At 60.1% G+C, this 11,191-nt stretch carries 10 protein-coding genes and 1 pseudogene; 2 read left to right on the forward strand and 9 right to left on the reverse strand.

Annotated features, from left to right (window positions below):
* The 5 genes and pseudogenes from AB5Z54_RS09525 to AB5Z54_RS09545 form a co-directional block, all read right to left on the reverse strand.
* Positions 1 to 195, reverse strand: a pseudogene (locus AB5Z54_RS09525) (S1C family serine protease); the annotation flags it as partial.
* A 207-nt stretch (positions 196 to 402) separates the two neighbouring features.
* Complete coding sequence (locus AB5Z54_RS09530; protein ID WP_273375662.1) at positions 403 to 1,065, reverse strand: response regulator transcription factor; 663 nt, start codon at positions 1,063 to 1,065, stop codon at positions 403 to 405.
* Between the two features lie 50 nt (positions 1,066 to 1,115).
* Positions 1,116 to 2,453, reverse strand: coding sequence for a glutamine synthetase family protein (locus AB5Z54_RS09535; protein WP_368161351.1), 1,338 nt, complete (start codon positions 2,451 to 2,453; stop codon positions 1,116 to 1,118).
* A gap of 134 nt (positions 2,454 to 2,587) precedes the next feature.
* Positions 2,588 to 3,610 carry a LacI family DNA-binding transcriptional regulator gene (locus AB5Z54_RS09540; protein WP_368161353.1) on the reverse strand — a complete coding sequence of 341 codons (1,023 nt, stop codon included), beginning with the start codon at positions 3,608 to 3,610 and terminating at the stop codon, positions 2,588 to 2,590.
* Positions 3,611 to 3,733: 123 nt separating this feature from the next.
* Positions 3,734 to 4,423, reverse strand: coding sequence for a GntR family transcriptional regulator (locus tag AB5Z54_RS09545; RefSeq protein ID WP_368161355.1), 690 nt, complete (start codon positions 4,421 to 4,423; stop codon positions 3,734 to 3,736).
* A gap of 503 nt (positions 4,424 to 4,926) precedes the next feature.
* On the opposite strand from AB5Z54_RS09545, the gene AB5Z54_RS09550 reads away from it, so the two are divergent.
* Complete coding sequence (locus AB5Z54_RS09550; RefSeq protein ID WP_368161356.1) at positions 4,927 to 6,018, forward strand: ATP-binding protein; 1,092 nt, start codon at positions 4,927 to 4,929, stop codon at positions 6,016 to 6,018.
* Positions 6,019 to 6,264: 246 nt separating this feature from the next.
* On the opposite strand, the gene ilvD is transcribed toward AB5Z54_RS09550, so the two are convergent.
* Together ilvD and AB5Z54_RS09560 are read right to left on the reverse strand one after the other, a co-directional pair.
* A complete protein-coding gene (ilvD, locus tag AB5Z54_RS09555; protein WP_368161358.1) occupies positions 6,265 to 8,043 on the reverse strand; it encodes a dihydroxy-acid dehydratase in 1,779 nt (592 codons plus the stop codon).
* Between the two features lie 99 nt (positions 8,044 to 8,142).
* On the reverse strand, positions 8,143 to 8,322 hold the full coding sequence (locus tag AB5Z54_RS09560) for a GntT/GntP/DsdX family permease (RefSeq protein ID WP_368161360.1): 180 nt from the start codon (positions 8,320 to 8,322) through the stop codon (positions 8,143 to 8,145).
* Between AB5Z54_RS09560 and AB5Z54_RS09565 the strand changes: the two genes are divergently transcribed.
* Complete coding sequence (locus tag AB5Z54_RS09565; protein ID WP_368161362.1) at positions 8,321 to 8,683, forward strand: FadR/GntR family transcriptional regulator; 363 nt, start codon at positions 8,321 to 8,323, stop codon at positions 8,681 to 8,683. The genes AB5Z54_RS09560 and AB5Z54_RS09565 overlap by 2 nt on opposite strands.
* Positions 8,684 to 8,782: 99 nt before the next feature.
* On the opposite strand, the gene AB5Z54_RS09570 is transcribed toward AB5Z54_RS09565, so the two are convergent.
* Positions 8,783 to 10,732: an oxidoreductase gene (locus AB5Z54_RS09570; protein WP_368161363.1), complete on the reverse strand. Its 1,950-nt coding sequence runs from the start codon at positions 10,730 to 10,732 to the stop codon at positions 8,783 to 8,785.
* A gap of 248 nt (positions 10,733 to 10,980) precedes the next feature.
* On the reverse strand, positions 10,981 to 11,191 hold a 211-nt coding region (locus AB5Z54_RS09575; RefSeq protein WP_368161365.1), incomplete at its 5' end, for a potassium-transporting ATPase subunit C.

Genomic DNA, 11,191 nt, shown 5'->3' on the forward strand with positions numbered 1-11,191 from the left:
GGTCTTGGTCTTGACCACCGTGTGCTTGTTCACGACCTGTTGGCCGCCCAGCGGCTTGCCAGTCTGCGTGTCGTAGGCCTGCACGTAGGGAATGTTGCCGTCGGCAGGCGTCGACTCCACCTGCACGCGCGGCTGCTGCTGCGTCTCGCCGGCGTTGCCCGCGTCCTGGGGACGCTGGGAATCGTTCTCGCTCATAGCTACGATCCTTTCGTCAAATAACCAAAGGCCCGCCAAACATGTGGCGGGCCATCATTGTTCACGTTGAGTTGTACCCCAATATGCGGGTGCACGTGTATGAGAACGCAATCTTTTAGGAAGGCTTAAGTTCTGTACGGACCCGAAAGGAACCCACGCATGCGGCAAAACCACCACAAAGGTGCCTGTCCCCTTTTTGGTGGAAATCTAGTCCTTAAACAGATAACCAACGCCGCGGACGGTGGTGATGTGCGCCGCGATCTGCGGGCCCACCTTGGAGCGGATGCGTCGAATGTGCACGTCGACGGTGCGCGTACCGCCGCAGTACTCAAAGCCCCACACGCGGTGCAGCAGCACCTCGCGGCTGTAGGCGCGGTTGGGGTGCGTTGCCAAAAAGCTCAGCAGTGAGTACTCCATCAGCGTCAGGTCGATGGGCTCGTTATCGAGTGTCACCTGGTAGGTAGCCAGGTTGATCTCGAGGTTATCGATGTTAAGCACATCGTCGGCGGTGACGGTCTCTTCCTCGCCCATCAGGCGCTGTGCGCGAGCCTTGAGTTCGTTGGGCGTCGCCGTGGGGCATATAAAGTCGGCATGCGCGTGGTTCGGCAGACGCAGGGTGCCGAGCGCCTCGTCGTCGACGATCACCAGCATGGGAACGCCGCCGCGATCGTCAAGCCACTTGGCAATCTGATCGATACGGTCGCTGCGGATGCCATCGGAATCGAGAATCAGCAGGTCAAAGTCGTGCGCCGCAGTCGGCGAATCGGGGGTTGCCAAGCTCACCTCGACACCCAGGGTGGTCGTCAAGCTGCGGGCAAACTCGTGGAAGCGCGTCGTGCGCGCCATGAACAGGGCACTCTTTTCGGACATATCGGCCTCCAAGGAAATGAGCTCAATCGTACTGGAACAAGCCAGCGCGATTAGGAGTTCGCCAGATAATGCTTGATCTCCCACTCGGTGATCGTGGACTCAAACTTATGCCACTCGTTGCGCTTCTTTTTGAGGAAGAAGCTGTGGATGTGCTCGCCGAGGGCATCCTTCATAAACTGCGAGTCCTCAAAGACGTCGAGCGCCTCTTTGAGCGAGCGCGGCAGCGGCGTGTAGCCGGCCTCGAGCATCTGACGGTCGGTGAGTTTGAGCGTCTCGGCCGTTGCCTCGGGCGGGAGCTCCAGCTTGCGCTCGATGCCGTCCAGACCAGCCGCCAGCGTAACGGCGTTGACCAGGTACGGATTGGCCATGGGATCAGGACTGCGCAGCTCGATGCGCGTGGACAGCTGCTTGCCGGGCTTGTAGACCGGGATGCGGATCATGCTCGCGCGGTTGCGCAGACCCCACGTGGCGTACTGCGGCACGGAATCGCCACCCGTGGTGATGCGCTTGTACGAGTTGACCGTGGGGTTGGTGATGGCGCTAATCTCTCGCGCGTGTGCCAGAATGCCGGCCATGTAGTGCTTGGCGATATCGGAGAGATGGTACTTCTCGTCGTCCTCGCCCCAAAAGACGTTGTTGCCGTCGTGGTCGAACAGCGACTGATGCAAAAACATAGCGCTGCCGTCCTCGCCCGCCAACGGCTTGGGCATAAAGGAGGCGTGGCAACCGCTCTCGTAGGCCTGCTGCTTAATGATGAGCTTGGCCGTGGTGATGGCGTCGGACATGCTCAGGGCCTCGGCGTGGCGCAGGCTCATGCCGTGCTGCGAGCGGCCGGCGGCGTGGAAGGTGTACTCCACGGGCACGGACATCTTCTCGAGCGTGAGGACCGTGTTGCGGCGCAGGTCGCGAGCGGCATCGCTCACCGAAAGATCGAAGTAGCCCACGTTGTCGAGCGGCTCGGGGGTGTGCTCGTCGGGGAAGTAGTAATACTCCAGCTCGGCACCCACGTTGAGCAGATAACCAGCCTTCTCGGCCTTGCGGAACATGCGGCGCAGGGCATCGCGCGGGTCGCCGGCAAAGGGCTTGCAATCGGGAGTGCACACGTCGCAGAACACGCGGGCGACGCCGTTATGGCTCGGGCGCCACGGCAGAATCTGGAAGGTAGAAGCATCGGGGAACGCCAGCATGTCGGCTTCCTCGGGCGTGGCAAAGCCCTCGATGGCAGAGCCGTCAAAGCCAATACCCTCCTCAAAAGCGACCTCGAGGTCCTCGGGGCTAATGGCAAAGTTCTTGAGGCGGCCGAGAATGTCGACAAACCACAGACGCACAAAGCGAATGTCACGCTGCTCTACGGAGCGGAGTACGTAATCGATGTTCTGCTGGTTCATGTCGCTCCCCTTTCTTTCGGGCGGGTTTCGACTGGTCTATATCGCAGATACTATCGCAGAAAAATGTTTCCGCAGGGTTAAAGCGTATCAAGCGCTCAAAAAACGTGTGCGAACAGGCCGTTGCAAACGAGCGGCTAGCGCGAGGTCGATGCGCGGTGCTCGATGTGGCCGGAAATCTCGATGCGTTTGGGCGCCAGCTTCGCGGCCTCGCCCACGGTGGTGGTAACGACGTCGATGCGCTCGGAGAGGCGCTCGACCACACGCTCGGCAATGGCAAGGGTGTCTTGCGCGGCCGTGGTCACACCGCCAAAGAGCACGTGGTTCCAGGGGTAGTCATCAAACGTCGCGATCTTGAGCCCCGCCGGCAACGAGGGTCCCAACTGTGCCAGCGCCTCGGTCAGACGCAAGAAGACCAGACCGTTGACGGCAATGAGGCCGAGCTTTTTGCCCGCATAGTCGCGGATGGTCTCGTCCAAGCGGCCAACGCCCGTGGCGCCACCGTCGGCCAGGGTGACAACCTCGCCCGCAAGGCCGCGTCGCGAAAGCTCGTCGGCAAAGGCCTCGGCGCGCTCGCGACGTACGGGGCTGTCATCGCTTGCCTCGGTGAGCAGACACAGGCGCTCGCTGCCCGCAGCAGCCAAGGCTTCTACCAGGCCGGCAACCAGCTCGCAGTTGTTAGAGGTCACCAGATCGATGCCACCGTCGGCAACGTCGCGGTCGAACAGCACAACAGGCAGGCGTCCCGCTGCCGCGGCAATCGCCTCGTCGTTGCCACCGCAGGTATTGACGACTAGGCCGTCCACACCAGCATCGATAAGTCTGGTAAGCGACTCTGCTTCCTTTGCGGGGTCGTTGCCGCTAATGGCCGTCATGAGCGAGCAGCCGCGCGCGGCGGCGCTGACGGAAAGTCCTTCGAGCATGGCACTGGAGAACGGGTTGGCGATGTCGGCCAGGATCACACCGATGAGGTTGGTACGCGAGCTGCGCAGATTGCGCGCAGCGGCACGCGGGCGATAGCCGGTGCGCTCAATAACCGCCGCGATGCGAGCACGGGTTTCCTCGGTCATTTGCCCGGGACGGTTGTTGAGATAGCGCGAGACCGTGGCCGGGCTCACGCCCGCCTCGGCGGCAATGTCCTTAATCCTCATCTGCGCCATAGAGCACCCCGTTTCCCAATTGTCAGCAGTCTGAGCCATTTTAGGCATTTTTTAAAAACTCGGCTTCAAAACGCTGCAGATGAGCAGCATCGTTTTTGCGTCTCGAGCAGATGCGATGATGGGCTAGATAGACGAGTCTTTAGGCAGCTCAAAATAGTCGGGATGCAGGGCAATAACCGGGCCTTGCTCCTCGGGCATCAGATGCAAGTGCGTCTCTGCCAGATAGCTCGCCGCGTCGGTATCGCCCCTCTTAATGGCCTCGAGAATCCGGCGATGCTGCCGACGAATCGGCTCCCAATCCAAATCCTGCGACACCATACGCAACCAGTTGTATCGCTCAAAATGCGTATTGACGCTCTTCATCCAATCCCACAACATGTGACGACCGGCAATCTCAAAACACGTCTCATGGAACAGGTTGTCCAGATCGAAAAAGCGACGCGTTTCGCTATGGTCGAGCGACTCGGACTCGGTAAGAATCTGCTCAAGCCGCTGCTTTTGCTCGGGCGTAGCAGCCGAACAACATTTAATGAGCACGCTTCTCTCGAGCTTCTCGCGCAAAAAGCAGGCGTTTTCGGCGCGTTCCATGCTGATCTTAGAGACGTAGGTGCCGCTTTTGGGACGCGTTTCCACCAGTTCCTGCTCACGCAAGCGCACAAAAGACTCGCGAATGGGCGTGCGCCCGATTCCCGTCTCCTTTTCCAGACCAATCGCCGAAAGGCGCGTGCCAGGCTTGAGCTCGGCATAGATGATCTTGGACCGCAATGCGTTGTACGCCTGGTCTTGCAGGCTCTGATAATGCTGCTGTTCCATAAAGCCCTCGGATGAAGCCTCGGTTAATCGAATACCACCATGCAATACTATCGCATCGACACGTCCCAACTCCCAACCGGTCTTTTGGGATGTGTCTCTTTCAGTCTTTTTGGGACGGGGCTTTTTGGCCACCCCGGGCCGCAGGTCGGCCCCTTGCCACAAAAGGGGCCCATCTACTACGTTAACACGGATAGCCTCGGCCATACCGAAAACCGTGAAAACAAAACCGCAGGTAGACAGCTTGTCGATTTTCGAAAAAGCCGACCATGGTTGACCCCTGCGGCTTAAACGTAGTAGATAGGCCCTTTTCGTGGCGTAGCACTGCTGCATCCCAAATTGGCACCCCGAGCCCTCGTGAGTTGCCAACAAGCTGTTCGCCCAGCGCTTTATCCGCGCGGCATTTGAAAAATAGCACCACCGCAAAACCCGCGAGTAGCGCTTACTTTGCTATATCTCACTATACTTTGCTATATCTTGCTATATCTTGAGCAAAGGTGGCTCACATGCAAACAAACCCTTTTAAGCCCACAGCAGGTAAAACACCTCCCACGATTATCGGCCGCGAAGATGTGCTCGAAGAATTCAATGAGGGCCTCGTCAACGGGCCTGGTGCCCCGGGGCGCCTAATGCGCATAGCCGGCGTCCGTGGAACGGGCAAGACGGTCCTCCTTGACGAGTGCTCACGTTTGGCGCAAAGCCGTGGCTGGACGGTCATAAAAGAGGTCGCAACCGAGGGACTTTGCCAGCGCATTCTCGAACAGCTGCAGCCCAAATTCCAGGCCAAACACGCCAGATTTGAGCCCACCGTAGCTGGCATATCCATCGGCAGCATAGATATTGAGCGAATCGGCCCATCGCTACGCGACGCCATGAGACAGACAATATCCAAGAATGGAAATGGCCTGCTCATCACTCTCGACGAGGTTCAAGACGCAGAGCTCGATGAGGTCCGAACGCTCTCCATTGCGATTCAGCAGGTTATCGGCGAAGACCTTGATATCGCCTTTGTTTTTGCTGGGCTGCCTTCGATGATTGAAAGTATCATCAACGGAAAGGCACTTACGTTTTTGCGCCGTGCCCTCCCCTTTGACCTGAAGGCTGTGGCAGTAACCGAAGTGTCGTACTCCCTCGAGGAAACCATTGAAGCGTCTGGCATGGAGTTGCAGCCAGGTATTGCCGGCCAACTTGCCGAGGCAACGCAAGGCTATCCTTTCATGATCCAACTCGTTGGATACTACGCATGGCAGTTGGCGAGACGCGCACATACAGCGATTATTGGAGAAGAAGAAGCCGAGCGCGGCATTGCAACGGCACGCGAACGCTTCTGCGCCATGGTGATTGAGCCCGCGCTGCAGCGCATTCCGCCCACGTGCATCGCTTATCTGCTGAGCATGGCGTCTTTGGGGCAGACGAGCTCGACCAGCATGGTTGCCGATGCCCTAAACAAAACGCCTCAACAGGTGAGCTCCGTCCGCAGCCGCCTGTTAAGAGAATCGATTATCGAGGCTCCTTCGTACGGCAAGGTCTCATTTGCCATCCCCTACATGCGTGACTACCTCTGCGAACACAAAGCCGAACTGGAAGTTGAACTGTAGAAACGACAACTGCTCTGCAAGACGAAAACCGTTTTCGTACGGATTTAAAGCAGACGTAAACGGTTTTCGTCTGTTTTACGTTCGGAAATAAGACGCAAATTGCACTTTCGTATGGTTTTACGCCAAACGCAACACGCTTTCGTCCGGCTATGCGTCCCCAATCCAGACGAAAAAGGCCCCGAGCTCGTGTGAGCTCGGGGCTCTTTGTGCCGCACATCTATGAGAGGGAATCGATGCGCATGGGCGCTACTCCATGTAGCCACCCTGAATGGCGGAAACCGCATGCTCGGTAAAGAACTTGAGCGTGCCGGAGGTGTAACGATTAGCCTTGGGCTTCCAAGCGGCGCGGCGCTCGGCCAGGACGGCGTCGACCTCGGCCGGCTCCATCTCCTTGCCGGCGATGCCCACGATGGACAGCGAGCGCTCGGGGATGTTGATCTGAATCAGATCGCCTTCCTCGATCAGGGCAATCGGGCCGCCCACGGCAGCCTCGGGCGAAACGTGACCGATAGCCGGGCCCTTGGAGGCGCCGGAGAAGCGGCCATCGGTGATCAGGGCAATGCTCGCACCCAGCTCGGGATCGCTGGCGATAGCCTCGGTGGTGTAGAACATCTCGGGCATTCCGGAACCCTTGGGGCCCTCATAGCGAATGATAACGGCATCGCCGGGCTTGACCTCATGCGTCAGGACGGCGTGAATGGCGTCCTCCTCGCAGTCGAACGGACGGGCCTTGAGCGTAGCCTGGAACATCTCGCGCGGAACGACGGTGTGCTTGACGACCGCGCCCTCGGGAGCAAGATTGCCGTGGAGGATGGCGATGGAACCGTCGGTGCCGAAGGCCTGGTCAAACGGACGGATGATGTCCTCGCGCTTGAGATTCCACTTCTCAAGGTAACGACCGCACTTCTCGTAGTAACCGTTGTTCTTGAGGTCCTCGAGGTTTTCGCCGAGAGTCTTGCCGGTGACGGTCATGACGTCGAGATGGAGCATCGACTTGATCTCCTCCATGATGCGCGGCACGCCGCCCGCATAATAGAAGAACTGCGCCGGCCACTCGCCTGCGGGACGAACGTTGAGCAGGTAGTGGGCGCCACGGTGCAGACGATCGAAGTCGTCGGCGGACATCTCGATGCCAAACTCACGGGCGATTGCGGGGATGTGCAGCAGCGAGTTGGTGGAACCGGAGATGGCGCCGTGGACCATGATGAGGTTCTCGAAGGATTCCTTGGTCACGATGTCGCGCGGGCACAGGTTGTGCTCGGAGAGCCACACGGACTGACGGCCGGCCTCGCGGGCGAACTCGCGCAGGTCGGAGCTAGTGGCGGGCAGCAGAGCCGTGCCGGGGAGCATAAGGCCCAGGGCCTCGGCCGTGACCTGCATGGTCGAGGCGGTACCCATAAAGGAGCAGGCGCCGCAGCTGGGGCATGCGTTGTGCTTGGCAAACTCAAGCTCCTCGCGGGAAATCTCGCCGCGCTCATAGCGGGCCGAGATGGCGCCGAGCTGCTCCAGGGTCAACAGATCGGGGCCTGCATCCATGACACCGCCGGTAACGACGATGGAGGGGATGTTGATGCGGCCCATGGCCATGAGGTTCGCAGGCAGGCCCTTATCGCAGCTGGCGACAAAGACGCCGGCGTCGAACGGGGTGGCCTTGGCATGGATCTCGATCATGTTGGCGATCATGTCGCGGCTGGGCAGCGAGTAGTTAATGCCGTCGTGGCCCTGGGCCTCGCCGTCGCAGATATCGGTGCAGAAGTAACGGGCGCCGTGGCCGCTAGCATCGGCAACGCCAGCACGGACCTCCTCGACCAGCTCAAACAGGCCCGCAGAACCCGGGTGCGAGTCGCCGAACGTCGACTCGATAATGACCTGCGGCTTGTCCAGATCCTCAATGGTCCAGCCGGAGCCCAGACGCAGTGGGTCCATCTCGGGGCTAATGGTGCGGAACTTGCCGGATCGCGGCTGCAGCTTAGCAACCAGGTCGGCCGCCTCCTGTTGAATCTGCGCTTTGGTTTTCTCGTCCATGATGTTCTCCTCTTTTGGTTTGAACGGTTGTATCAATCGTTGGTTAATGAATCAGGTGTAAATGGGTACCGAGCGATGCACTCGGCGAAAGATGCCCGACTAGGCGAAGAACGAGATCACCAGGGCGCAGGCGAGGCCCGAAAGACCGATGATTGTCTCCATGACAGTCCAGGACTTGAGGGTGGTCTTCTCGTCAATCTCGAGGAACGAAGAGCACATCCAGAAACCGGCATCGTTGACGTGCGAGAGGGCCGTGGCGCCGCCGCAGATGGCACGCATGGCGGCCGAGCACGCAACCAACGACCAGGTCGTCTGTATCAAAGAGCTCTGCGACGAATCCGAGCGCCTGGCCGAGGCCGGTGAGGATTACTCCGCCGCCGACACCGCGTTCCACAATGCCATTGCCGAGAGCTCCGGAAACCTCGTCGTTCCCCGCCTGATGGGCGTGCTCAAGGCATCCGTCCCCCTCTTTATCGACGTGACCGGCAAAAAGCTCGTCGAGGAAACTATCCGCACGCACCGCGATGTGGCCGACGCCATCGCCTCGCGCAATCCCACCGCCGCTCACGATGCGATGTATCTGCACCTGGTGTATAACCGCAACATGATTGCGGGGGGAGCAGAAACAAAAGGCATTTAGGGCCCGACAATAATCTTTCTTTGGCAAAACGCAGGCGGCGGCTGCCCAACACACAGGGCAGCCGCCGCTTTTTGCAATCGATTGGTGCAAAGGGGTTGACTAGAGCTCGCAGGCAACCTTGTAGCCATCGCCGATGGCGTCGCGGATGTTGCCGCACTTGTTGGCGTCACCCAGCACGTGGGTGGTAACGCCGGCAGCGGCAAGGTCGTCGGCAAGCTTGGTGTTGGGGCGATAGCCCATGGCAAGCACCAGCGTATCGGCATCGGCGATGGTGTGGACCTCACCGTCCTTCTCGTAGCTGATGGTGTCCTCGGTAATCTCGGTCACCTTGGCCTCGGTCAGCACATGGACGCCCTTGGAGAGCATGCGCGTGATGAGCACCGCGCGACCAGCACCGCCCTCGTTGGCGGCAAGCGTCTTGGTCATCTCGATGACGGTAACATCGCGATTGGCCGGCGAGAGGTCATTGACCAACGGGGCCAGGTAATCGGCCGTCTCGCAACCGACGGTGCCGCCGCCCACGATGACGATCTTCTTGCCCGGAAAAGCCTTGCCGCCCAGCAGGTCGTCGGCCGTCATAACCTGCTTAAAGCCCTGCATGAAGGCCGGAGCGATGGGCTCGGCGCCATAAGCCAGGACAACCTCGTAGCCCGCGTAGTCACGCTGAATGTCCTCGGCAGTAAGCTCGGTGCCAAATACGCACTTCACGCCGGCCTCGGCCAGGCGACGATACTGATACTTGATCACGCGGGTGAGTTCCTGCTTTGCCGGCGGAACGGCTGCGATACGCATCTCGCCGCCCGGCTCGTCCTGCTTATCCACGAGCACCACGTTGTGACCGCGCTTGGCGGCAATGAACGCCGCCTCCATGCCCGCGGGACCGGCGCCCACAACCAGTACGTTCTTGGCCTCAGCGGCAGGCTCGTAGCCGGCCTCGTCGCGCTCCACGTCCGGGTTGACGGTGCAGGAGATGCGCTTGCCAAACATAATGCCGTTCAGGCAGCGCAGGCAGCCGATGCAGGGGCGGATGTCATCGGCGTTGCCGGCGGCTGCCTTGTTGCAGAACTCGGCATCGCACAGATTGGCGCGGCCCATCATGCAGATGTCGGCAGCACCGTCCTCAATCAGCTCCTCGGCAATCCAGGCCTCGTTGATGCGGCCGACGGTGGCGACGGGAATGTTCACGTGCTTCTTAATCTCACGCGAGCAGGCGGCGTGCGAGGCCTGCTGCGTGCCGGCGGCGGGAATCGCGGAGCCGCGCTTGATGGTGGTGCCGCCCGACACATGAATCATGTCGACGCCGGCCTTCTCCAGGCGACGCGAGACGTAGATCATGTCGTTGAGGGTCAGAGCGCCATCGGTGTACTCGTCGCCCGAGATACGGACGTCGATGATAAAGTCCTTGCCGCAGCGCTCGCGAATCTCGGCGATGACCTCAAGCAGGAAGCGCATGCGGGCGTCGAGCGAGCCGCCGTACTCGTCGGTACGCTTGTTGTAGAGCGGAGTCAAAAAGCCGCCGAGCATACCGTGGGCGTGTGCCGCATGGACCTCAACGCCATCGACGCCGGCCTTCTGCATACGCACGGCAGCGTCACCGAACTGATGCGTGAGCTCGTGGATCTCATCCACCGTAATGGGGCGCGGCGCCTCGCGGGCATAGGACGGACCCACAAAGGACGGAGCGATCAGGCGCGGCGTGCCCGGAATGTTAAAGGCCATGTAGGCGGGGTGGAAGAGCTGCGGCATGATCTTGCAGCCATACTCGTGGACGGCCGCGGCGAGCTTTTCCCAACCGGGGATAAACGTGTCGTCGTAGCAGCACATGTCACCCGGCAGATAGGTATAGGTGGGCTCGACCGTCACGACCTCGGTAATGATGAGGCCAACGCCGCCCTTGGCACGGGCACGGTAATGATCGACCAAGTCGTCGGTCACATAGCCATGATCGGCCAGGTTGGTGGACACCGGCGGCATAAAGACGCGGTTCTTAACCTCGGTCGTACCGACCTTGATCGGACTAAAGAGCATCGGGTAGGCGGATGACTCCATACAGGCTTCCTTTCGTTTGAGCCGCTCGGCGGCAGTTGCTAACGTACTTATCGTATCAGCAACCGCCGCATTCGCGCTCGCTCGCACTCCCCACCTTCAATCCCGACCCTCACAAAAAAGTTGCGGTGGAATACGGAGTAGATAAGACTTTTGACAGGCAAAACAGTCCGTATTCCACCGCAACTGATGGGCGGGATGGAATTGAGGGCTCAGATAGTCAGTCATGCCCTCATCCGCCACTCCCTCACCTACAGCGCGCCGTCCAGCATAAGGTTCACCTTGAGCACGTTGACCGTGGGCTCGCCGAAGACGCCCAGGAATCGGCCCTTGGTGCACTGGGCGATGATGTCGCGCACCTCGCCTTCGCTCTTGCCCGTGGCCTTCGCCAGGCGCGGTACCTGGTACTCGGCGGCATCGGGGGAGATCTCCGGGTCGAGGCCGGACCCCGAACACGTCACC

Source organism: Collinsella aerofaciens (genome assembly GCF_040910185.1).
Lineage (GTDB): Bacteria > Actinomycetota > Coriobacteriia > Coriobacteriales > Coriobacteriaceae > Collinsella > Collinsella aerofaciens_BF.

Excerpts from the sequence above, each read along its gene's own strand:
- AB5Z54_RS09545 (WP_368161355.1), bottom strand. The coding sequence starts at position 4,423 with ATGGAACAGCAGCATTATCAGAGCCTGCAAGACCAGGCGTACAACGCA.
- AB5Z54_RS09560 (WP_368161360.1), bottom strand. The coding sequence starts at position 8,322 with ATGCGTGCCATCTGCGGCGGCGCCACGGCCCTCTCGCACGTCAACGAT.
- AB5Z54_RS09535 (WP_368161351.1), bottom strand. The coding sequence starts at position 2,453 with ATGAACCAGCAGAACATCGATTACGTACTCCGCTCCGTAGAGCAGCGT.
- ilvD (WP_368161358.1), bottom strand. The coding sequence starts at position 8,043 with ATGGACGAGAAAACCAAAGCGCAGATTCAACAGGAGGCGGCCGACCTG.
- AB5Z54_RS09565 (WP_368161362.1), top strand. The coding sequence starts at position 8,321 with ATGGCGGCCGAGCACGCAACCAACGACCAGGTCGTCTGTATCAAAGAG.
- AB5Z54_RS09550 (WP_368161356.1), top strand. The coding sequence starts at position 4,927 with ATGCAAACAAACCCTTTTAAGCCCACAGCAGGTAAAACACCTCCCACG.
- AB5Z54_RS09540 (WP_368161353.1), bottom strand. The coding sequence starts at position 3,610 with ATGGCGCAGATGAGGATTAAGGACATTGCCGCCGAGGCGGGCGTGAGC.
- AB5Z54_RS09570 (WP_368161363.1), bottom strand. The coding sequence starts at position 10,732 with ATGGAGTCATCCGCCTACCCGATGCTCTTTAGTCCGATCAAGGTCGGT.
- AB5Z54_RS09530 (WP_273375662.1), bottom strand. The coding sequence starts at position 1,065 with ATGTCCGAAAAGAGTGCCCTGTTCATGGCGCGCACGACGCGCTTCCAC.